Here is a 22,941-nt window from a genome sequence, read left to right as displayed (position 1 = left end):
TTTGCATTTCAATTGTAATTACATTTTCTCTTTATGCCGATAAAACATTTCTTACCATTTTTTTTACTTTTCTTCTTTTACAATTTTGCGGCGGCACAAAATAAATATAACCTAAGCGGAACGATTCGCGATGCTGGTACTGGTGAAACACTTATTGGCGCAACAGTTAAATTGGTTGGTAAAACATCAACCGGTACTTTAACAAATTCCTATGGCTATTATGCTTTAACACAACCTCAGGGCGATTATACGGTCGTGGTTAGTTATACCGGTTACGTTTCTATCACTAAAACCATCACTTTAAATAAAGATATTAAGCTAAACGAAGAACTTAAATCGGCCAATGATTTGGATGAGGTTACCGTAAGTGCGGCAAATCGAAAAAATGAAAATGTACGTAGTGCACAAATGGGTTTAGAGCGTGTAGATATGAAATCGCTAAATTCCATTCCCGTTTTACTGGGTGAAAAGGATATCTTAAAAACGATACAATTGTTGCCCGGAGTAAAATCAGGCGGTGAAGGCAATACCGGTTTTTATGTTCGTGGCGGCGCTGCTGATCAGAATTTAATTATTTTAGATGAAGCCGTGGTTTACAATTCATCACATTTATTAGGCTTCTTCTCAACCTTTAACGCCGACGCAATTAAAGATGTTAGCCTTTACAAAGGTGGCATGCCTGCTCAATATGGTGGTAGGTTATCATCTGTTTTAGATGTTAAGATGGATGACGGTAACAATAAGGAATTTAAATTTCAGGGTGGTATTGGTTTAATCGCATCGAGGTTTAAAGCTGAAGGACCAATTGTAAAAGACAAAGGCTCTTTTATGGTTAGTTTTCGAAGAACTTATATCGATTTATTTTTAAGGCTTTCTCCCGATTCGGCGATTAATGGAAGTACCCTTAATTTTTATGACATTAACGCCAAAGCCAATTACAAAATAGACGATAAAAACACCATTTATTTGTCTGGCTATTTTGGTAAGGATAATATTGGCGTAAAAGATTTGTTTGAAAACAATTGGGGTAACGTTACTACAACCCTGCGTTTAAACCATATTTTTAGCGACAGGCTTTTCTCAAATACATCACTAATTTACAACAATTACAACTATACGGTTAGACTGTTAAACGACGTTACTAATTTTAAAGCAACATCGCTGGTTCGAGATTTTAACTTTAAACAGGATTTTCAATATTTTAGCAACAAACACACCATTCGTTTTGGTTTAAACGCCACACATCATCGTATTTCTCCAATTGATATTACTACGACACAAGAATCGCAAATAAACCCACTTACTCAGCAAAAACGTTATGGCCTGGAAATAGCGGCGTATATTTCTGATGAATGGGCAGTTACCGAAAAACTGAACTTTCTTTATGGTCTTCGCCTAGCAGCGTTTTCGTTATTAGGTCCGGGTAATTTTAGCACTTATGATAATGCAGGCAATATCTTGGCTACGGATAGAGCCGAGAGCGGTAAATTTTATAAAAACTACCTCAACTTAGAGCCACGTTTTTCATTAAGTTATCTATTTAATGAAGAAAATTCGGTCAAAGTATCATACAATCGAAACACACAAAACATTCATATTTTAACAAATGCAACGTCTAGCTCGCCGACAGATCAATATGTTTTAAGTAGCAATAATATTAAACCAGAAATTGCAGACCAAGTTTCATTAGGTTATTTTAAAAATTTAGAAGATAACAATTATGAACTATCAGGAGAGGTTTATTACAAGTGGTTGCAAAATCAAATTGATTACAAAAATGCCGCTCAGTTGCTTGCAAATAGCAATATCGAATCTGAATTACTTTATGGAACAGGAAGAGCTTATGGTTTGGAACTGTTTTTCAAAAAGAAATTTGGCAAACTTAACGGTTGGGTTGGCTATACATTATCCCGGACAGAAAGAAAATTTGCCGAATTGAACAACGGAAATTATTTCCCCGCAAGGCAAGATAGAACTCATGATATCTCTGTTGTAGGTATTTATAATTTAAATAAGAGATGGACATTTTCTTCGAGCTTTATTTACAGTACCGGAAACGCGGTAACTTTCCCGGCAGGTAAATATGTTGTAAATAGCCAAACGGTTTATTATTACACAGAAAGAAACGCCGGACGAATGCCTTACAACATGCGCTTGGATTTAAGCGCAACATTAGAAGGAAAAAACACAGGAAGATTCCAATCCAGCTGGAACTTTGGAGTTTACAACGCTTTAGGAAGAAAAAATCCATATTCCATTGAGTTTATTAACGACCCTAACGACCCAAGCAGAACTGTTGCCGAACAAACATCATTATTTGGTTTAATTCCTTCGATAACCTGGAATTTTAAATTTTAGTACCATGAAGAAACTCATTTTATACATCTCTTTATTCAGCATGATTTTTACATCATGTAAGAAAATTATTGAAGTTGATACCAATAATGCCGAACCTCAACTGGTGATTGAAGCAAACATCACCGATAGGTTAACGTTACAACAAATCAAAATCAGTAAATCTGTTTCTTACGATAGCAAAAGTATCTTCCCGGCGGTTAGCGGGGCAGCTGTTACGGTAACCGATTCAAGAGGAAATAATTACGTTTTCACAGAGAGCCAACCTGGAATTTACACATTAAATATGCGAGGTGTTGTTGGTGTTACGTACAACATGAAGGTCGTGGCAGAAGGTAAAACCTACATGGCAATTTCTAAAATGCCCACCCTGGTTAAATTAGATTCTATTGGAATTATTTCGAATTCATTTTTTGGTAATGAAAGAAAAACCATCGCAGCTTTTTTGAAAGACCCGGTAGGCGTCGAAAATTTTTATCATTTCAATTTATATGTGAATGATGTCATTTCAGATCGCATTTATGTAAATAACGATAGACTTACAGACGGAAACAGTTTAAGAACACAACTTTTTTATTCGAATGATGATGATGACGACGACGATTTGGTTAAGGGTGATAAGGTTGTTGTTGAGATGGAAACCATAGATTCGAATATATTCGATTATTGGTATGCCTTAAGTTCGCAAACGGGTAGAGGACCAAACCAGGGTACAACACCTGCAAATCCAACTTCAAATATATCAAACGGCGCTTTGGGTTATTTTAGTGCACATACCTATCAAAGATTAAACATTGTAGTTCCATAATAAATTAAACAACCTATTATTTTAGCTGTTAATAATACATGAAAGTTTTTATAAGCGGCAGAATAGCTCAAAGTGGTTTAACTCTATTGAAAGAAAACAATATCGAAGTAATTCAGTGGAAAGAATCCAGGCAAATTACTGCCTCTGAGTTAATAGAAGCTTGTAAGAATGTGGACGGATTGGTTAGTGTTGGTCCGAATAAAATTAATGCAGATTTTCTTAATGCCTGCAAACACTTAAAAGTTATCGCCTTACATTCGGTAGGCTTTGATAATGTTGATGTTGCAGAAGCTAAAAAATTAAACATCCCGATAGGAAATACACATGGTGTTTTAAGCGGCGCAACTGCCGATACCGCATTTTTATTGATGCTTGCCGTTTCGAGAAAAGCATTTTACTTACATAAAAAGATTATTAAAGGGCAATGGCAAAATTATGAGCCAACACCCGAACTCGGCATAGAGTTAAACGGTAAAACTTTAGGTGTATTTGGTTTAGGCAACATCGGACTTGAAATGGCCAAAAAGTGTATTGGCGCTTATCAGATGAATGTTATCTATCACAATCGAAACCAAAACCAAGAGGCAGAAAAAGAAATAGGAGCAAAGTATGTTTCTTTTGAAGAATTACTGGCAAACAGCGATGTTATTTCAGTTCATACCTCACTTACGGAGGAAACAAGAAACAAATTTGATAACACTGCTTTTGAACAAATGAAGCCTAAAGCTATTTTTATAAATACAGCAAGAGGAGGCATACATAACGAGGTAGATTTAATAGCCGCTTTAGAGCAAAAAATAATATGGGGTGCAGGTTTAGATGTTACAAACCCTGAACCGATGAGCGCTGATAATCCATTATTGAATATGGAAAGTGTTGCTGTTCTACCTCATATTGGCTCTGCAACTGAAGAAACCAGAAGCGCTATGGCAAATCTGGTTGCCAAAAATATTATTGCCGGGTTAAATAGGGAAGCTTTACCAAGTGAAGTAGCTAATTAGCTTTTCCTCTATGTAGATCCGATTACGTTATTGCAAAGAACTAAGCAATCTTCGTTCACCAACTTCTTACTTAACTGTATATCTAAATATAGATCTTCCTATATTTCCGTTCGCATCAATACCTTCTACAACAACTTTGTATTGCCCTTTACCGTCAGCATTGTAAAAATCAAAAGATGTTGTTCCTGTAGCTTTATCCGTTAAAACTTTTGGGTTCCAATATATTGTTGTGCGTAAATCGTTTCGGTTTAAATTTGCTGGCACGTCATATTTAGGCGAATAAAACTGACGTTCTTTATTATAACCTTGTGGCGAAAAGGTAAGTTCATAATACTTTGGCAACATATCCAGCAACTGGCTTTTAGATATTTTCGTTCCTTTTGGTGCTTTCTTTTGGTTAATAACTAGTACACCATTAACATTATTGTTTCTGTTAACTAAACCCAATTCATCTCTTAAAAAGATTTCTACTGATTCTACTGTCGTTGCATCAATATTTGCCAATTGATTAACATCCATAAGCATTCCGTTTATAAAAATACCCATTGGTGTTTTATTGCCCTGATTATAATCTCTGGTTACATAAAAATTACCATCGATAAAAGTTGTTCCAGTTGCCATTGTTTGCAAGCAATTGATAAACATATTACAACCCGTTAGTCTATCGCCGGATATCTCATGGTCGGCCATTGCCGATAAACCCGTAAGTGCAGGGTAATCTTTATGACTTACCTTAGGAATTGCGGCGGCTTTAATGGTTACATCTTTTAAGGTATGGAGATAAGCATATTGCTTTTTACTGTTATCTAGGTAGGTAGTTAAGGTACTGTCTATATTAAGCACTTCATCTGCTCCATTAAAATTTCTACTTACAGATGGTGTTGGCGAACCATTTAAACTTAAAGTCATGTTTTTATAGTTAACATTGTACTTTGCAGTAATGGTTACTTTCGAAGAATCGTTAAAAACCAAATTGGAAAATTTGAAATTTCCTACCGGATCTGTAGTTCCTTCCATGTTGATTCGTTTATCTGGAATGGTAAGTAGTAGCGCACCTTTCCTTACCGGAATTCCGTTGCTTAACCTTAAAATACCCGAAAACTCAATTCCTTGTTCTGGTAAGAAAGTGATTTTTGGCAGCTTATTGGCAATAATATCAGTGTATGAATATTTTCTATAACCTTGCGTTAATAGCAAAACATCTAAATCGGCAGCTTTCTTAGCATCTGTTGTAGTGAAATAGTAATTTGGTTTTTCGATATAACCTTTTAAATCGCTAGCCAAAAGCAAACCGGTAAAAATTGTGCTGGCACCATCTTCATTAAATGGAACTTTGGTTTCATCAACCACAGCTACCGAAAAATTACCATCAACCGGCAAGCCATCTTTTTTAGCAGCTAAATTTATTTTTACTTTTTTCTTAATTCCGTAACTAAGCGCCGGACTGCTTACCGTTAATGCCAAGCCGTTTTTGTGTTGTACAAAAACAATTCTTTCGCTTAGTGGTTGGCCGCTTTCCGTAAATAGCGTAAACTGCGCAATACCTGATGGAAATTTCAATTTAGGTATAGTTGTATTGTACTCTTTATTTGATAATGCAGTTTGAGCGCCATAACATATAACGCCTTTACTTTGTGCAATAAGATAAAATTTCTTGCCCTGATTCTGTTGAAAAAAGTTATCGTTTGAAGTAATTTTAACTCCAATATTTTCATCGTCTGTATTGCTAATTATGATAGAAATTCCCGTAGCGGTAACAGCCGGAAGGTTTACGGTTTGTGTGGTTCCATCTGCGTAAGTTATGTTTGCTTTATATGTTTTTCCAGCTTCTGGCAACATTGTAAAACTGCCCATGCCTAAGTGTTGTGCGGTAAATGTGGCAACCTGCTTACCATCACTATCCGTTACAACGCCTTTGGCATTTATACCCAAACCATCACTTTTTACTGCCTTAAAAGCAACTTTACCCGTTAAGCCGGCAATTAAATTTCCCCCTTCCGGGAAAAACTGAGCATCTTTATTTATGATGGCGTTTTTGAGTTGAAAGGTATTGTTTACAACATCTTTTTCGGTTGTGTTAATGCTGGTAATTAGCTCGCCTTTTTGAAGTTGATATTCTGCTTTTTGGTTGGCTGTGAGGCTAATAGTAAGGTAACCGCTAACATCTGTTGTGCCTCTTCCTCTTGCAATTGTGGTATAACTGGTTACAACCTGCCAATTTACGGTTCGGTTAGAGTAGGGTTTATTATTTACATCCTTAAATTGTATCCTCGCATCAATTTTCTCTTGCTTATCTGTTGATGAATTTTTGTAAGTAATGTGTGTTTTAACTTCTTTACCAATGGCCTCACCGATGTAAAATGTTTTGTTAAAAAAGGCAGGGTCATCCGAATTTAGCATCCATAAAGTATATGCTCTGATATGGTAATTTCCTTGCACATAATTTTCCATCGAGAGTGGGATATTTCCTTCTGCTACGCCACCGGTTAATGGAAGTTTTAATGTCTGAATTAAAGAATCGCGTTGATTAATTACATCAACATATACGATTTTACTTAATCCCGATAGGAAATTTTGATTCTCTGTTACATAAGCTTTAAACCAAACAGTATCGGCAACAGCGTAATAAGGTTTATCGAAATGAAGGTAAATTTTCTCTGCTGGATAATCTGTTAAAACTTTATTGGTTTTAGTTATTATGGTATTTATACTAATGGTATCAGTTTGTGCCGAAGCGGTAAAATTTATTAAATACAAAAATGAAACTGCAATAAATAAAATTCTAAAAATCTTCATGAACAGGAAATTAATTACTTAGGATGTAAATATATCCAATTATAAATAGAGCTCATAGCCTGCTAAAAGGTTTAACATTTTTTTACATAAAAAAGCCGGTTTCGAATTATCAAAACCGGCTTTTTCGCTAAGCTTAAATCGCTTATTTATATTCAATAAGGAATTTATCCATTGGTGTACGAACTTTCTTAAGGTTGGCCAACCAATCGTTTGCTTCATCACGGTTACCTAAAGGAAGTAATACAATTGATTTTAAACCTTTTTCATTCAAACCTAAAAGCTTATCAAGTTCTGGTCCGTTAAAACCTTCCATTGGTGTAGAATCTACTTTTAATAAAGCGGCTTGTGCAATTGCAGCACCTAAACCAATGTAAGCTTGGTGGGTTGCATGATTGAAGTTTTCTTCAGCGGTTCTTGATAAAACCATTCCTTTAAGTTGCGCTTTATACGCATCAGTAGTAGAATCTGGCAAGCCACGCTCTGCATTCATGCGACTAAATGTTTCGTCAATTCCTTCTTCAGTGTAGTTTTCGAATGCTGCAAAAACCAATAAATGTGAAGAATCTGTAATTTGCGATTGATTGTATGCAATCGGCGTAATTTTTTCTTTAAGTTCTTGATCTGTGATTACGATAAGTCTGAAAGGTTGCAAGCCTGAAGATGTTGGAGCAAGGTGTATTGCTTCAATAATTTTGTCAACTTTTTCTTGTTCAGCTGGCTCGCCGTTCATTTTTTTAACTGCATAACGCCAATTTAAAGCTTCTATTAAACTCATATCTTAAATATTTTTTTTACAATTTGAATAGCAAATATCAATATTAGATAATAACACTTTGTTGATGTATGGTAAGAAATAGAAGCTGAAATGTAAAATAATACTGACTGTTCGCAACTAATTTATTCTTTATCGATAAACTTTAAATCTGTTCTAACCGGAAAGTGATCTGATAATTTAGCTTTGGTGATTTGATAATTTAGAACTTCAAAGTCTTTAGATGTTGAAATGTAATCGATTTGAAAATTTGGAAATTTACCGTTATAAGTCTTGCCAAAACCCGTACCTTTTTTAGTAAACGAATTGTTCAAGCCTTTCGTAATTTGTGTTACTGCATAAGATGCAGGAGTATCATTAAAATCGCCTGCAATTAGGTATGGCGTTTTGCATTTTGCCATTTCTTTCTTCATCGTATCTACCTGATTGCTTCTTTTAATAAAAGCATATCTCAGCATCTTTAAGATTCGTTTGGAGGCATATAATTTACCTCTGGTTTTTTTAGTAAGCTGATCTATAAACTCATAATCTTGAGGTTGGAAACTGATGGATTGAAAATGAACGTTAAAAACCCTAAATATTTTTCCATTCACATCTAAATCAGTATAGATACTCATATTGTCACCGTGCCCATCAAATATAATATCACCTTTGTTCTTAATAGGATATTTTGAGAAAATCGCTAATCCAAAAGCATCGTAAGCGTTATTTTCTACAGGTTTAAAATAGTAATATTTAGTGTTTAATAGTCTTTTTAAGCTATCAATGGTATTAAAATCACCTTTGTGTCTGGTGTAAAATTCTTGGAAGCATATCACATCCGGATTTTGTTCTTGCACAACCGCAAGCATTTTATCTTTAACAGATGTGGTATTGTCTTCTCCAAAAAGCTTAAAACTGTGAACATTGTATGTCATTATTCTAATGCTGCCTTCTTCTTTTTTTGAAGTGCCTTCAATACCGCCAAAACCGAAAGTTGCGTGAACGGTATTATATCCGATTGCGATGATACAAAATATGGCGAAAGCAAATAACCATCTTTTTTTTACTGCCCACCAAATTAGGAACAACACGCAAACTAGGAGGGAATAAGGATAAGCCAATGCGAAATAGGCTAGTAATATATTTTTGCGTGGATCTATATTACCGGCAACGGTGCCAAGTAATAGGCATGTAACCGCTATAATAGTTAGTAGTAAAAATATTTTATCAAAAAAAGTATATTTCAAATTAGGCTTAGGCATTTAATCTTTACTTGCTTTAAACAATTTTTCTTTTTCTGTTGCAGTTAACTTATCGTAACCCGAGGTAGAAATTTTATCTAAAATTTCATCTATCTCGGTTTGAGATACGCCTTTAAAAGTAGGCTTTTTTATTGGTTGCTCATTTTTTACTACCCTTAATTTTGGTTTTCTTTCGAAAATTTTACTCCAATCGCTACCGTTCTGTAAGCTTTTGATATATACAAAACCTAAAATAGCACCACCAATATGGGCCAAACTTCCGCCTACATTTAGTGAGCCAATAGATAAAAAATCTAATATAAAATAAACCAATGCTATCCATTTAATTTTTACCTCACCAAAAAAAAGCAGCATTATAGTGTAATTGGGCACCAAGGTTGCTGCTGCAAATATAATTGCCATAACCGCTGCAGACGCACCAACTATGTTAACATTGGATAAAGAATCAGCAAAAACAGGGAAAATATTTAAAAAAGCAACAGCAAATAAACCGCCAAAAATGCCCCCTGCGATGTAAACAAAATGAAATTGCCTGCTTTGTAGAAAGTTCATAAAGATGTTTCCGAACCAATACAATCCTAACATATTAAACAGAATGTGAAAAATATCTGTATGAAAAAACATGTAAGTAAAAATTGTATAAAATCTTTCTGGAAGCTGAGCAAAGCTTGCCGGCAAGGCAACATATTCAAACAACCACGATTTAAAGCTTAAATTGCTGCCACTCAAAAAAACGAATATGCCAATAATGGCAACTACCAAAAACAGAATAACATTTATCCCAATGTAAAGGAAAAGCGGATTGCCAGATTTAAAAATCTTGAATCTTAAATCTTTAAAAGTATTATTCATAAAGTGTATAGAATGTATCGTTTTTATCTTTCCAAATCTTAACCAGAATAAAACCAATTAAAGCCCCACCCAGGTGTGCATAGTGAGCAATAGAATCTCCTTCGAATTGAGCTACACCTAATGATAATTCAATAAGAATGTAAATAGGAATAATATATTTTGCTTTAACAGGTACAGGTATAAACATAATGTACAATTCGGCATTTGGGTAAAGCATACCAAATGCAACCAGCAAGCCAAAAATTGCACCAGAGGCGCCTAACATGCCGCCATAATAAATGGAGCCTAATGTTTGAACCTGAGTTTGATTTGTGATTTTTTGCTGCCATCCATCAAACAAAGTGATATGGCCAATTAACTGATGAACCTCAAAAGCTTGTACTGCCCATTGTAAAGCTAAAGCACCTAGTCCGGTTATGAAATAAAAAATAATAAACTTTTTTGCACCCCATCTGGTTTCTAACAAACTACCGAAAGAATATAAGGCAAACATATTAAAGAATATATGCGCAAACCCTCCATGCATAAACATGTATGTTAATGGTTGCCAAATCCTAAACTTTGGCGAATCGAAATAGTAAACCGCCAGGCTATCTTCAAAGTTTATAATTCCTTGCATTTGAAATAGCCAAGTAGCGGCAAAAAACAGAATATTTATGATCAGAAGATTTTTTACAACTGGTGGTATATATATGTTATTCATTTACTTGTATCGTTTTTGGTATTTCGTCTTTCGTTTTCGCTCTACTCAACCTTAGTCTTTATTCTTTCTTCCTTTATCTCTTCCTCAATCTCTATCTCAACCTCAGCCTTGATCTTATCCTCAATCTCAACCTAATCCTCTACTTCTCAAATTTCTTATCTAGTTCTGCTAAAGTTATGGTTTGGATGATGGGTTTTCCGCTTACACTAAAGTTAGGGGTTTTGCATGCAAAAAGTTCATCAATAAGGGTGTTCATTTCTTCCTGACCAAGCGCTGTGCCTGCCTTAATAGCACTATTTTTTGCTAAGCTTCTGGCAAGGCTATCACGCTTCGTTAATTTCAATTCTTGCTGGGTGTTTTTAAAGCCTTCTATCAGTTGTTCAAACAGCTGTGTTTCATTAATGTTTTTACTGCCTAAATCAACCGGGATTCCTTCTACAACCAGTGTGTTTTTACCAAACTCACGAACATCAAAACCTAAACTTTTTATATCATCCAGTAAACTTTTTGCCAATTCAAAATCATTGGCATTTAGCGTTATGGTTTGTGGAAATAAACTTTGCTGTGAAGCGCCTTTTCTATCATCAAGATGTACGAGAAATCGTTCATAAAGGATGCGTTCGTGTGCCATTTGCTGGTCGATAACCATTAAGCCAGATTTAATTTGCGAGACAATATAACGATTATGAAGCTGAATATATTGTTTCTGTTTTGTTTCTAAGATAGCATCATCAGTATAAAATGTAGTTTGCTCAACGGCTGGTTCTTGTGTTATTTCATACAGCGAGCCCCAATTTTTAGCGCTCGGCTTAGCTTCATAATTTCTAGGTGATGATGAATATCCAGATACTGAACTTGTTTCAGCAGCAAATGGATTAAAATCGGGATTAAAATTTATACTTGGTGGAACAATGTCTTCAACTGCTTTCAGCGAAATCATATTACTGAACCCTGTTTCTTGGTCAAAATCTAATGTTGGAGAAATATTATACCTGCCAATTGAACGCTTTACTGCAGATTTTAAAATTGCATAAATTGATTTTTCATCTAGGTATTTAATTTCTGTTTTTGTTGGATGAACGTTTACATCAATCTTCGAGGGGTCGATTTCTATAAACAAAACATAGAGTGGATAGCTATCGTCGGGCAATAAATCATCAAATGCAGAACTTACCGCATGATTTAAATATGGGTCTTTAATAAACCTGTTATTTACAAAAAAGAATTGTTCACCTCTGGTTTTTTTTGCGAAAGCAGGTTTTCCTATATATCCTTTTAGGTTAATAATCGTAGTGTCTTCTTCTACAGGTACTAAACGTTCGTTGTAATTATTACCGAACAAATGAACAATGCGTTGTTTTAAGTTTCCTTTTGGGAGGTTAAAAATCTCTGTCCCGTCGTGGTGCAAACTAAAAAAAACAGCAGGATGTGCTAATGCAACCCTGGTAAATTCATCAATAATATGACGCATTTCTACCGGGTTGCTTTTTAAGAAATTCCTCCTTGCTGGTGTATTGAAAAATAAATTTTTAATGGCAATTTGTGTTCCCGGCGAAGTTGCTACAGGTTCTTGTGCCGTAACCATAGCACCTTCAATGGTAATGCAACTGCCAATTTCATCTTCATGGCGACGGGTTTTCATTTCTACCTGAGAAATTGCCGCAATCGAAGCCATTGCTTCTCCACGAAAACCCATGGTACGAATGGCAAACAAATCTTCTGCTTTTTTAACTTTAGATGTAGCATGGCGCTCGAAACACATTCTCGCATCGGTAACACTCATTCCGCAGCCATTATCAATAATCTGAATTAATGCTTTTCCGGCATCTTTAATCACCAACTGAATTTTATCTGCACCGGCGTCGATAGAATTTTCGAGCAATTCTTTTACAGCAGAAGCAGGTCGTTGAACAACTTCTCCGGCAGCAATTTGATTGGCAACAGCATCAGGTAATAGGTGAATAATATCAGTCATGTAATTGGGCAAAATGAATTCGCTAAATTATGCAAAATAAGCTTAGGGAATACGTTTTGTTTAAAACTCAACACCTAAATGACTGTGGGTAAATATGATTAAAAATTTGCAACAAATACCACAAAATTTCTCTATAGTACCAACAGTTTCTAGATTCTAAGCTTACAGTTTTTTTGAAAATTATCGTCAGCATTTCATCGGGGGTTTTAGCCCTGCCAACCGCTATCGCCCTCGTAGAAAAACTCTGGGCTGTCGCTATTTTCAGGTTTAGAAACAATGGTTTGTATTATAGAGGCAAGAAAATTAGAGCATTTAGCAAAAGAATTTTTAAAACCAGCACAATCGTAACATCTCTAAACCCGACTTAGTGAGATGCCGATTTTTCATCGGCAGAAACGTGGGCGGGGCTGCTTTTTCAAAAGCACTACTGCAATTGCTTTCCAAAAAAATTAGTTTCTAAATAGTTTATTTATACAATTTCGGCTGTTTTTATTTTAGAAATTATCGTCAGCATTTCATTGGGGGTTTCAGCCCTGCCAACCGCTATAGCCCTCGTAAAAAAACTCGGGGCTGCCGCTATTGTCAGGTTTAGAAACAATGGTTTGTATTATATCGGCAAAAAAATTAGAGCATTTAGCAAAAAAATTTTTAAAACCAGCACAATCATAACATCTCTAAACCCGACTTAGTGAGATGCCGATTTTTCATCGGCAGAAACGGGGGCGGGGCTGCTTTTTCAAAAGCACTACTGCAATTGCTTTCCAAAAAAATAGGTTTGATAAATTTTTCGATCACTTTCTAGTAAAGCCGAAGTACATTGTAAAAAACAATTAATCAGCATTTCAGAGATTCCTCAGTTATCATATTCCTCACACAAGATGACGACAATTCCCTCTTCTGTAAAATTCAATTTACACAGCAAACGATTTCAATTATCTATCTTTATCGATATGAAATCACTCTTTTACGCATTATTTATAATCGTTTTTTTATCCTCTTGTGGTAAAGAACAAGCCGATGTAATTGTTTACAACGCCAAGGTTTATACCGTTAATTCGGCTTTTGAAACCGTTGAAGCTTTTGCAGTTAAAAATGGTAAAATATTAGCTATTGGTAAATCCGACGAAATTAGAAAAAAATATAAAGCTGACGATGAAATTGATGCCGCAGGCAAAGCAGTTTATCCTGGCTTTATAGATGCGCATGCACATTTTTTTGGCTACGGACAAAGTTTGCAAACAGCCGATTTGCGTGAAACAAAATCATGGGAAGAAGTAGTTAAAAGGCTAACAGCTTTTGCTAAAACACATCCTGACGGTTGGCTAATTGGTAATGGTTGGGACCAAAATGATTGGGAAAATAAGGCCTTTCCCACGAATAAAGAACTAACAGAACTTTTCCCTAATCGCCCGGTTTTTTTAAATCGTATTGATGGTCATGCCGCAATTGCAAACCAAAAAGCTTTTGATGATGCTGGTATAAAGGCTGAACAAAAATTAATAGGTGGCGATATGTTAACCGAAAATGGCAAACTTACCGGTGTTTTGATTGATAATGCTGTAGCATTAGTTGAAAGTAAAATCCCATCGCCTGATGCAAAACTTGCCGAAAAGATTTTAACCGATGCCCAGAAAAATTGCTTTGCTGCTGGTTTAACAACTATTGATGATTGCGGTTTAGGTTTCGAAGCTGTTGATTTTATAGAAAAACTGCAAAAGGAAAATAAACTGAAAATGCGTTTATATGTAATGTTATCTGATGCTGAACCAAATTACGATTACTTATTTAAGCGTGGTGCAATAAAAACAGATCGTTTAAATGTTAGGGCATTTAAAGTTTATGCAGATGGTGCTTTGGGTTCTCGAGGTGCTTGTTTACTAAAACCCTATACCGATATGACAGAAAAATCTGGCTTTTTGCTAAGCGATGTAAAACATTATGAAGAAGTGGCGGCAAAAATTGCTGAACATAATTTCCAAATGTGTACACATGCCATCGGCGATTCGGCCAATAGGGTAATGTTAAAAATTTACAATAATGTTTTAAAAGGTAAAAATGATAAGCGCTGGCGAATTGAACATGCCCAGGTTGTTAATGCAAACGATTTTAATCTTTTTGGTAAAGCAAGTATTATTCCATCGGTACAACCAACTCATGCCACATCAGATATGTATTGGGCCGGACAAAGATTGGGTGCTCAACGTCTGAAAGATGCTTATGCATACAAACAATTGCTAAAACAGAATGGATGGATTCCGCTTGGAACTGATTTTCCGGTAGAAAACATTAATCCATTATTAACGTTTTATGCTGCAACTGTTAGAGAAGATGCAAAGGGTTTCCCAAAAGGTGGTTTCCAAATGGAAAATGCACTAACACCTGAAGAGGCATTAAGAGGAATGACGATTTGGGCTGCTAAAGCAAATTTTGAAGAGCAGGAAAAAGGAAGTTTGGAAATTGGCAAATTTGCCGATTTTGTAATTCTTGATAATGATATTGTAAAATCATCACCCCAAAACATATTAAAAACCAAAGTACTAAAAACCTATTTGAACGGAGAAAAAGTATATGAAGCGAAATAGATTAATTATTCTGGCGGCAGCAAGTTTTCTAAATATTTTATGTTTAATGGCTTGCGCACAAGAGCATGCTACAAACGAAAAAAAACTCACTATTGCCAATACTATTACACAAACAACAGTTTTACTAAATAACGAAAAGGGAAATATCCCTTTAAAATCGCTTGATAAGAAAAATATCGCTTCGGTAAGTTTAGGTTTTGCTTATAACTTGGTTTTCGATAGTTTGGCAAACAAGTATGATAAAATTACTTCATTCTCTGCCGATGCTTACAAAGACAGTTTGAATTTAAATGATTTGGAAGATGATTTAAAATATTTTAATGTTATTCTGGTATCTATAGATGATAAGAACATTACCAACACAAAATACCTAAATTTCATTAATAGCATTAGTAAAAGCAAATCGGTAGTTGTTTCTTATTTTGGTAACGGGACTGGTTTAAAAGCGTTCGATTTATTAAAATCGCCAATAGTATGGACTGCCCAAAATTCTACCGATGCGGCAGCAATTGTACCGCAGTATATTTTTGGTGGTATTGCCGCGAGCAATAAATTAGCATCAACTTTTTCTGCAAAGTTTGCGCTTGGCTCGGGTTTTATAACCACTGCTACTCGATTGAAATATACCGTTCCGGAAGATGCTGGTGTAAATTCTAACAATTTGAAAGAGATTGATGCTATAGCTGCCGAAGCCATCAGTCAGAAAGCCACACCTGGCATGGTTGTTTTGGTGGCCAAAGATGGAAAGGTGATTTTTAACAAAGCTTATGGCACGCATACTTATGATTCTACTTTGCCTGATAAGGTTACCGATATTTTCGATTTAGCCTCTGTTACTAAAGTTACTGCAACAACACCATCAGTAATGCGCCTTTTTGAAGAGGGCAAATTGAAGTTAGATACCAATATTGGTGCTTATATTTCTAAAGCCAGAACAACACCTATGAATAACATTCAGGTTAGAGAGGTAATGTTGCATCAGGCCGGTTTTATCCCATTTATTCCTTTTCACGATTATGTAAAAGCTGGCGATTACAGTAGAGATTCAACTGCTGCATTTCCAACAAAGGTTGCAGATAATTATTATATCAAAAAAGGTTTTTTTAAAGATTTTATGTGGCCCAAGATGTTGAATTCGCCAATTAGAACCCGAGGACAATATGTTTACAGCGATATAAGCATGTATGTGATGAAGGATATTGTTGAACACATTAGCGAAGAGCCTTTAAATGAATATGCTTATGAAAATTTTTATAAGCCATTGGGCATGCAAACGGCAGGTTTTTTACCTAGAAATCGTTTTGCGAAAGACCAAATCATTCCAACAGAAGATGATAAATACTTTAGAAAAACATTATTGGTTGGTTACGTTCACGATCAAGGTGCAGGTTTAGCTGGCGGAGTTTCTGGTCACGCAGGCTTATTTTCTAGTGCAAACGATTTGGCTATAATCTATCAAATGTTGTTAAATAAAGGGACTTACGGTGGCGAAGAATATTTTAAACCATCAACAGTTGATATGTTCACTTCAAAGCAATCGGCAGTTAGTCGCAGAGGTTTGGGGTTTGACCGTTGGGATCCTGATTCAAGTAAACACTATCCATCAGATTTAGCTTCACCGCAAACCTACGGACATACCGGATATACAGGAACCTGTGTTTGGGTGGATCCATCACGAGGTTTGGTTTATGTTTTTCTTTCTAATCGTGTAAACCCCACTGTGACCGATAAATTATCGAACTTAAAAGTTAGAGGTCGAATTCAAGATGTTGTGAATAAGGCCATTGATGAATCGAGGAAATAGTTTTTCACTAAACCTATAAGGTTTTCAAAACCTTATAGGTTTAAAAATTTTACTCATCATCTAGCAAAGTAATACAACCTTCAGCAAGTTTCTTAATACGGTCATCAAGCGAAGTTAAAGCTGTAGGGTTTTTAGATGTCTGGTATAAATAAGTAATCATATTCATTGTATCATCGTCCGGATCGCAAGCATAAGATCGCTCTAAATAAGCAGCTACTTTTGTTGCCAGTTTCTTATAATCATCTGTTAGTTTTGTATGTGAAGCCAAATCTTTAGCTTCGGCTGCGGCATTCATTTTAACAATTAAATCTTTACAATTTTTAAAATAATAATTACCTAAAGCTAAATACGGAACGTAATAGCCAGGCGTTAGCTGAATACTTTTTTCGTAGTATGGAATAGCCAAAGGCATTTGATTGGTTTCTTCGTAAAGCCTGCCCAAATGGTAAGTAACATTAGCAATTTGCTTTGGTGTTAATTCTGAAGAATGTTTCAAAACATCTGTCGCCAATGCAATCGCTTTAGGCTTTTCAGTATCGGTCATTCTTATCATTGTATAATCCCAATACAAATCTTTTATGCTTGAAGATTGAGCAAATACAAAAGTTAGGTTTATTAATAAAATGAGATGGATTAAGAAGATTTTTTTCATTGTGTTAAGGTATAGAATATTTGTAAACCTATTATTAAATTATAGTAAGCAAGATTACAAATTCATCGTTAACCTGTAAATAGTAGATTTTAATTCTTCTGTATCTCTATCTTCGCAGAGCAGAAATTCTATTTTATTGTTCGATTCTTTTAAAAAACAAATGCCTTCGAACTTATTTACATCCGATATTTTAGTAGCAAAATTCAGCTTTAGTGTTTGTAAATTAATGCTTCCTATAAAACTTCCAAGTATTGCACCATCATTATAAGTAGAATTTGTGTCTTCTGCTGTTGCAATGAAAAAAATCTCGTTCTTGTATAAAATAGCATCTGTAAAAGTAGATTCTATATGATTTATATGAGGCAAATTTATCCTCACAAATGTGGGATTATCAGCATTAGTCAGGTCTTCTCCTTTGATAAGAAATATCCCATTTTTAGCATTTATGCCGTTACCTCGATTAAATAAGAGCCACAATTTGCCTGTGAAAATAGCACCTTCTATATTAAAATTGTCATCATCAATTTTTGCAGTAGTTTTTATTTTGTTGTAAACAGTAGTTAAATCATGTTCGATAATTTCTTTAGATTTTAGATTAAAGTCTATCATCAAATTCCTATTCTTTGTAGAGCCAGAACCTAAAATAAATAATCTGTCTTGATAATTACAAAGTACTTCAAAATCGGGTTTATCTGCTTTTGCTATGTTCTGAGAAGCATTTAAATCTTTGTTAAACAGTATTTTAATTTTGTTGAGTTGCTTGTTAGATACATCAAATTCATTTAGATTGGCGCTATTGTCTCCAATGATATAAAGTTTATTCTCTTTCAAAAATAATCCTGAAGCGGAACCAATTCCGTCGATTTCGGCGAAAATTTCTAAATGAGTTGAATGCATATTTCAAGGTAGAAAAAAAGCGCCGAATTTCTTTGGCGCTTTAAATTTTCATCTGGACAAGCTGAAAGACTTTTTTACCTCACCCTATGAATAATAGTGATTATTTTGAGTCATTGCATCCCTCTCCTTAAAGAGAGGGAAACGAAAGACTGTGTTTTAAAACAATGGTTATCATATTAACCACTCCCATTAAATCCATCTTTTCAAGGAGAGGGACAACACACCATTCGCCTAACCAAAAACTTTGATAAGGTGAGGTTAAATAGGAACAGAGAACAGACAACTTATAACTGAAAACAGAAAACTATTTCTTCAACCCAATTTCTCTTAACCTTTCATCAAGATACTCTCCAGCAGTCATATCACTATATACTTTTGGATGTTCAGCATCAATGGTAGATGGTAAACTGGTTAAATCCATATCGCTACGCGGATGTAAGAAAAACGGCACCGAAAAACGAGAAGTTTTCATCAATTCGCGTGGAGGATTTACAACTCTATGTGTAGTCGATTTTAACTTATTGTTAGTTAACCTTTGCAACATATCGCCAACATTTACCACAATATCAGTATGATGCGCTTTTATTGGCAACCACTCATTGCTTCGGGTTAATACTTCAAGCCCATCTGCACTGGCGCCAATTAATAGCGTAATTAAATTAATGTCTTCATGGGCTCCTGCACGAACCGCATCATCAGGTATGGTTTCAGGATTTTCGATTGGGAAGTAATGGATGCCTCTTAATATCGAGTTTCCATTATGAACGTGTTTATCAAAGTAATTAATTGGTAGTTCGAGATAAGTTGCTATAGCACGTAACAGATGAGTTCCGTTTTCCTCTAGTTTTTTATATATACCGTTTGTTACCTTATTAAATTCAGGTAGTTCTTCTAAAACCTCGTTATCAGGGTAATCATTTTTCACCGGATCGCCGTCTGTAACTTCTTGTCCAATTTGCCAGAATTCTTTTAAATCGGGAGTTTTAGCGCCCTTAGCTGTTTCTTTACCGGCGCTAGTGTAACCTCGCTGACCAGCAAGTTCTGGTTTCTCGTATTTTTTCTTTACATCTAAAGGCAATGCAAATGCAGCTTTAATGTTTTCGTAAAGCTTATCAATTAAATCCTGACTTAAACCGTGATTGGTGATGGTTACAAATCCAGAATCGTTGAAAGCCCTGCCTAGCTCATCAGAAAATTTTTTACGTTCTGCTTCGGTTCCGTTAATGTAAGAACCTAAATCTAAACATGGAATATAGGGTGTTGACATATTTTTAATTTTAGTATTACACGAATTTACTAAGAATTGTTAATAAGGCTTAAGTAGATAGTGTTTGCTTATATAAATTAAACATTATCAATAACTTAAGTTATTAACATCTAAATTTAAATCCACAAAATATAGCTATTGTCATTCTAAACCCATTATTGATGGATTGGAAACTTTAAATAATTTTATTTCGTAATATAGTTAGCAAATAACAATGCAATCTTATCGCGAAACATTAACAACAAGATTGTATTGTTTACAAAACAATAAACACACAACATGAAAAAGATAATTTTAATTTTATTAACTGCATTAACTTTAAATCAAGCTAATGCACAAGGAAAGAAAACCGAGAAGGCAACATTTGGAATGGGATGCTTTTGGTGTACGGAAGCTATATTTCAAAAATTGAAAGGTGTTGTATCTGTAAAATCGGGGTATGAAGGTGGTAAAATTGCTAACCCAACTTATGAAGAAGTTTGTACAGGTTTTACTGGTCATGCGGAGGTTTTAGAAATTACCTATAACCCAATGCAAATTACCTATAAAGATTTATTAGAAGTGTTTTGGAAAAGTCACGACCCTACAACACTTAACCGCCAGGGTGCAGATAGCGGAACGCAATACCGTTCGGTTGTTTTTTACCACACACCAGAGCAAAAAGCTTTAGCCGAAAAGTACAAAGCAGAATTAAATGCTACTAATGCTTACGGCAAAAAAGTAGTTACAGCAATTGAAGCAGCAAAACCTTTTTATGCGGCAGAAAGCTATCACCAAAATTATTACAAAAACAATGCTGATGCGCCTTATTGCAGATTGGTGATTCTACCTAAATTAGAAAAATTAGAAAAAGTTTTTAAAGCAAAGCTTAAATAAGGCTGTAAATTAGAGGAGTAGATTTTAAGCTTCCTGTAATATAAATTTTAGCAGCGCAAGACTTGTACAAGAAACTAAATTTGTTCCCGTTTTACGCTTTACTGCACTAACAGCCGAAATGGCTGTTGCTACGTGTTCGCTTCAACCGGGGCTATTTTGCAAATGTGGTGTTCCATTTTAAGGGTTTGCATGTTGCGTAACCATTTGTTTTCAAACCTGAAAAATAGTTTCCAGGCTTAAACATCTACACTTAGATTTTCTAAGGTGACTGAGGTGGTAAATAAATAACGCAATAAACTTATTTCCAAAACAATTTGAAACGGGTCTAAATATATAAAGCGGTTTATAATTCAGCAGCGCAAGGCTTGCTCCAGAAACTAAATTCGTTCCCGTTTTACGCTTTACTGCGCTAACAGCCGAAATGGCTGTTGCTACATGTTCGCTTCAACCGGGGCTAATCTGCAAAAGCTGTATTCCATTTTAAAGGTTTGCATGGTCCACAATCCTTCGTTTATAAACCTGATGGTAGCGGCAGCCCGAGCTTTTTCGCGAGGCTACAGCGAACAGCAGGACTGAAGACCGCCAAAAGGTACTGCCCTTTCATTTCCAAAATAATTTCAAATTGGTTTAATACACCAAACGGTTTATAATTTAGCAGCGCAAGGCTTGTACAAGAAACTAAATTTGTTTCCGTTTTACGCTTTACTGCGCTAACAGCCAAAATGGCTGTAGTATTGATTTTCAGATAAAATATTTAGATTACTTAATGTATGAATTGTCAATTAACCAATTGGATTGTTAAACAATTTATCAATTTTAAAACTTTACGATGGTAAATATTACATTTGCAATATGAATACCGGCTTACAACTATATAATACGCTTTCTCGTAAAAAAGAACTGTTTATACCCTTAAATGCACCAAATGTTGGCATGTATGTGTGCGGACCAACAGTTTACAGTGATGTGCATTTAGGCAATTGCCGAACTTTTATGTCGTTCGATTTAATTTTCCGCTATTTAAAATATTCGGGTTACAAGGTTCGATATGTGAGAAATATTACAGATGCAGGCCATTTGGAGGGAGATAGAGATGAGGGTGACGATAAATTTGCAAAACGAGCGAAGTTAGAGCAGCTAGAGCCAATGGAAATTGTACAAAAGTACACACTTGGCTTTCATGATGTTATGCGGATGTTTAATACTTTGCCGCCGAGCATAGAGCCGACAGCTACTGGGCACATTATTGAGCAAATTGAGATGATAAAAATCATCATCGAAAATGGCTACGCTTACGAAATTGGCGGTAATGTTTATTTTGATGTAGAAAAATATAGTAAAGAATACAATTACACCATTTTAACCAATCGTAACTTGGAAGACATGCTGAACAATACCCGCGAACTGGGCGGTCAGGATGAGAAAAAAGGACGATTAGATTTTGCATTGTGGATTAAAGCAAAACCAGAAACTTTGATGCAATGGCAATCGCCATGGGGTTTAGGTTTTCCCGGTTGGCATATCGAATGTTCGGCAATGAGTGCGAAATATTTAGGTGCAGAATTTGATATACACGGTGGTGGAATGGATTTGGCGGCAACGCATCATACCAACGAAATTGCTCAGTCAGAAGCTTGCAGCAAACATCAACCTGCTCGATTCTGGATGCATACCAATATGTTAACCGTAAACGGAACCCGAATGTCAAAATCGGCTGGTAATGGGTTTCTTCCTTTACAATTGTTTACCGGCGACCACCCATTGTTAAAGAAAGGCTATGGCCCGATGACGGTAAAGTTTTTTATGATGCAGGCTCACTATCGCAGCACTTTAGATTTTTCTAATGATGCACTCGATGCATCGGAAAAAGGTTTTCGCCGATTAATGGCTGCCGTAAGTTTATTGGATAAATTAAATACATCTGAGGAAAACGAATTCGATATCGACGCATTAAAGCTGAATTGTGTAAATGCAATGAACGATGATTTTAATAGTCCGGTTTTAATAGCAGAACTGTTTGAAGCGGTAAGAATTATCAATACAGTTTATGATGGAAAGGGAAAAATCTCAGCTACTGAATTGGATAAATTGAAGCAGTTGATTAATGATTTTGTTTTTGATATTTTGGGTTTGAAAGATGAAGAATCTGATAATCTGGAATTAAACAGTGTTTTACAAATGGTTATAGATTTGCGTAAAGAAGCTAAGGAAAATAAAGATTATGCAACTTCTGATAAGATAAGAATCGGTTTGCAAGAATTGGGTATTCAGCTTAAAGATGGTAAAGAAGGTACAACCTGGAGTAAATCCTAGTTAGCACTCAACCTCAGTCTTAACCTCAGCCTCAATCTTAGCCT

The 22,941-nt window shown here is 35.4% G+C and carries 16 protein-coding genes; 7 read left to right on the top strand and 9 right to left on the bottom strand.

Annotation, left to right across the window (positions count from 1 at the left end; all coding sequences use genetic code 11):
• Nucleotides 1–33: 33 nt before the first annotated feature.
• The 3 genes from ACFOWA_RS17500 to ACFOWA_RS17490 are packed head-to-tail and all read left to right on the top strand — an operon-like array spanning nucleotide 34 to nucleotide 4,164.
• A complete protein-coding gene (locus tag ACFOWA_RS17500; RefSeq protein ID WP_378987589.1) occupies nucleotides 34–2,358 on the top strand; it encodes a TonB-dependent receptor in 2,325 nt (774 codons plus the stop codon).
• Nucleotides 2,359–2,362: 4 nt separating this feature from the next.
• Nucleotides 2,363–3,163 carry a DUF4249 domain-containing protein gene (locus ACFOWA_RS17495; RefSeq protein ID WP_378987586.1) on the top strand — a complete coding sequence of 267 codons (801 nt, stop codon included), beginning with the start codon at nucleotides 2,363–2,365 and terminating at the stop codon, nucleotides 3,161–3,163.
• 38 nt (nucleotides 3,164–3,201) lie between these two features.
• Nucleotides 3,202–4,164, top strand: coding sequence for a 2-hydroxyacid dehydrogenase (locus tag ACFOWA_RS17490; RefSeq protein ID WP_378987583.1), 963 nt, complete (start codon nucleotides 3,202–3,204; stop codon nucleotides 4,162–4,164).
• Between the two features lie 66 nt (nucleotides 4,165–4,230).
• Here the strand turns inward: ACFOWA_RS17490 and ACFOWA_RS17485 are convergent, their stop codons facing one another.
• The 6 genes from ACFOWA_RS17485 to mutL all read right to left on the bottom strand — a co-directional run bounded on the left by ACFOWA_RS17485 (nucleotide 4,231) and on the right by mutL (nucleotide 12,506).
• A complete protein-coding gene (locus ACFOWA_RS17485) occupies nucleotides 4,231–6,960 on the bottom strand; it encodes a carboxypeptidase regulatory-like domain-containing protein (RefSeq protein WP_378987580.1) in 2,730 nt (909 codons plus the stop codon).
• A gap of 142 nt (nucleotides 6,961–7,102) precedes the next feature.
• Complete coding sequence (locus ACFOWA_RS17480; protein ID WP_378987577.1) at nucleotides 7,103–7,735, bottom strand: nitroreductase family protein; 633 nt, start codon at nucleotides 7,733–7,735, stop codon at nucleotides 7,103–7,105.
• A gap of 122 nt (nucleotides 7,736–7,857) precedes the next feature.
• Complete coding sequence (locus ACFOWA_RS17475) at nucleotides 7,858–8,961, bottom strand: endonuclease/exonuclease/phosphatase family protein (RefSeq protein ID WP_378987574.1); 1,104 nt, start codon at nucleotides 8,959–8,961, stop codon at nucleotides 7,858–7,860.
• 15 nt (nucleotides 8,962–8,976) lie between these two features.
• Nucleotides 8,977–9,828: a rhomboid family intramembrane serine protease gene (locus tag ACFOWA_RS17470; RefSeq protein ID WP_378987571.1), complete on the bottom strand. Its 852-nt coding sequence runs from the start codon at nucleotides 9,826–9,828 to the stop codon at nucleotides 8,977–8,979.
• Complete coding sequence (locus ACFOWA_RS17465) at nucleotides 9,821–10,531, bottom strand: rhomboid family intramembrane serine protease (RefSeq protein WP_378987568.1); 711 nt, start codon at nucleotides 10,529–10,531, stop codon at nucleotides 9,821–9,823. The genes ACFOWA_RS17470 and ACFOWA_RS17465 overlap by 8 nt, the downstream gene beginning before the upstream one ends.
• 139 nt (nucleotides 10,532–10,670) lie before the next feature.
• A complete protein-coding gene (gene mutL / locus ACFOWA_RS17460) occupies nucleotides 10,671–12,506 on the bottom strand; it encodes a DNA mismatch repair endonuclease MutL (protein WP_378987565.1) in 1,836 nt (611 codons plus the stop codon).
• A gap of 950 nt (nucleotides 12,507–13,456) precedes the next feature.
• Between mutL and ACFOWA_RS17455 the strand changes: the two genes are divergently transcribed.
• A complete protein-coding gene (locus ACFOWA_RS17455; protein ID WP_378987562.1) occupies nucleotides 13,457–15,088 on the top strand; it encodes an amidohydrolase in 1,632 nt (543 codons plus the stop codon).
• Nucleotides 15,075–16,892: a serine hydrolase domain-containing protein gene (locus ACFOWA_RS17450; RefSeq protein ID WP_378987559.1), complete on the top strand. Its 1,818-nt coding sequence runs from the start codon at nucleotides 15,075–15,077 to the stop codon at nucleotides 16,890–16,892. Before ACFOWA_RS17455 ends, ACFOWA_RS17450 begins: the two co-directional genes overlap by 14 nt.
• A gap of 49 nt (nucleotides 16,893–16,941) precedes the next feature.
• Here the strand turns inward: ACFOWA_RS17450 and ACFOWA_RS17445 are convergent, their stop codons facing one another.
• From ACFOWA_RS17445 to ACFOWA_RS17435, 3 genes are all read right to left on the bottom strand, one after another.
• Nucleotides 16,942–17,544, bottom strand: coding sequence for a tetratricopeptide repeat protein (locus ACFOWA_RS17445; RefSeq protein ID WP_378987556.1), 603 nt, complete (start codon nucleotides 17,542–17,544; stop codon nucleotides 16,942–16,944).
• Nucleotides 17,545–17,598: 54 nt separating this feature from the next.
• Nucleotides 17,599–18,441 carry a DUF6929 family protein gene (locus ACFOWA_RS17440; protein WP_378987553.1) on the bottom strand — a complete coding sequence of 281 codons (843 nt, stop codon included), beginning with the start codon at nucleotides 18,439–18,441 and terminating at the stop codon, nucleotides 17,599–17,601.
• A gap of 304 nt (nucleotides 18,442–18,745) precedes the next feature.
• On the bottom strand, nucleotides 18,746–19,708 hold the full coding sequence (locus tag ACFOWA_RS17435; protein ID WP_378987550.1) for an isopenicillin N synthase family dioxygenase: 963 nt from the start codon (nucleotides 19,706–19,708) through the stop codon (nucleotides 18,746–18,748).
• Nucleotides 19,709–19,987: 279 nt separating this feature from the next.
• Here ACFOWA_RS17435 and msrA point away from each other — a divergent pair, with 279 nt between their 5' ends.
• Complete coding sequence (gene msrA / locus ACFOWA_RS17430; protein ID WP_378987548.1) at nucleotides 19,988–20,584, top strand: peptide-methionine (S)-S-oxide reductase MsrA; 597 nt, start codon at nucleotides 19,988–19,990, stop codon at nucleotides 20,582–20,584.
• Between the two features lie 852 nt (nucleotides 20,585–21,436).
• On the top strand, nucleotides 21,437–22,897 hold the full coding sequence (gene cysS, locus ACFOWA_RS17425) for a cysteine--tRNA ligase (RefSeq protein WP_378987545.1): 1,461 nt from the start codon (nucleotides 21,437–21,439) through the stop codon (nucleotides 22,895–22,897).
• Nucleotides 22,898–22,941: the final 44 nt, after the last annotated feature.

The organism is Pedobacter lithocola, from assembly GCF_042650845.1.
Taxonomy (GTDB): Bacteria; Bacteroidota; Bacteroidia; order Sphingobacteriales; family Sphingobacteriaceae; genus Pedobacter; species Pedobacter lithocola.
Note: the sequence above shows the minus strand (reverse complement) of the source record. Positions and strands in the feature narration are given on the sequence as shown.

Bases quoted from the DNA above. Each gene is read 5' to 3' on its own strand.
- ACFOWA_RS17500 (WP_378987589.1), top strand. From the start codon at position 34: ATGCCGATAAAACATTTCTTACCATTTTTTTTACTTTTCTTCTTTTAC.
- ACFOWA_RS17495 (WP_378987586.1), top strand. From the start codon at position 2,363: ATGAAGAAACTCATTTTATACATCTCTTTATTCAGCATGATTTTTACA.
- ACFOWA_RS17490 (WP_378987583.1), top strand. From the start codon at position 3,202: ATGAAAGTTTTTATAAGCGGCAGAATAGCTCAAAGTGGTTTAACTCTA.
- ACFOWA_RS17485 (WP_378987580.1), bottom strand. From the start codon at position 6,960: ATGAAGATTTTTAGAATTTTATTTATTGCAGTTTCATTTTTGTATTTA.
- ACFOWA_RS17480 (WP_378987577.1), bottom strand. From the start codon at position 7,735: ATGAGTTTAATAGAAGCTTTAAATTGGCGTTATGCAGTTAAAAAAATG.
- ACFOWA_RS17470 (WP_378987571.1), bottom strand. From the start codon at position 9,828: ATGAATAATACTTTTAAAGATTTAAGATTCAAGATTTTTAAATCTGGC.
- ACFOWA_RS17465 (WP_378987568.1), bottom strand. From the start codon at position 10,531: ATGAATAACATATATATACCACCAGTTGTAAAAAATCTTCTGATCATA.
- mutL (WP_378987565.1), bottom strand. From the start codon at position 12,506: ATGACTGATATTATTCACCTATTACCTGATGCTGTTGCCAATCAAATT.
- ACFOWA_RS17455 (WP_378987562.1), top strand. From the start codon at position 13,457: ATGAAATCACTCTTTTACGCATTATTTATAATCGTTTTTTTATCCTCT.
- ACFOWA_RS17450 (WP_378987559.1), top strand. From the start codon at position 15,075: ATGAAGCGAAATAGATTAATTATTCTGGCGGCAGCAAGTTTTCTAAAT.
- ACFOWA_RS17445 (WP_378987556.1), bottom strand. From the start codon at position 17,544: ATGAAAAAAATCTTCTTAATCCATCTCATTTTATTAATAAACCTAACT.
- ACFOWA_RS17440 (WP_378987553.1), bottom strand. From the start codon at position 18,441: ATGCATTCAACTCATTTAGAAATTTTCGCCGAAATCGACGGAATTGGT.
- ACFOWA_RS17435 (WP_378987550.1), bottom strand. From the start codon at position 19,708: ATGTCAACACCCTATATTCCATGTTTAGATTTAGGTTCTTACATTAAC.
- msrA (WP_378987548.1), top strand. From the start codon at position 19,988: ATGAAAAAGATAATTTTAATTTTATTAACTGCATTAACTTTAAATCAA.
- cysS (WP_378987545.1), top strand. From the start codon at position 21,437: ATGAATACCGGCTTACAACTATATAATACGCTTTCTCGTAAAAAAGAA.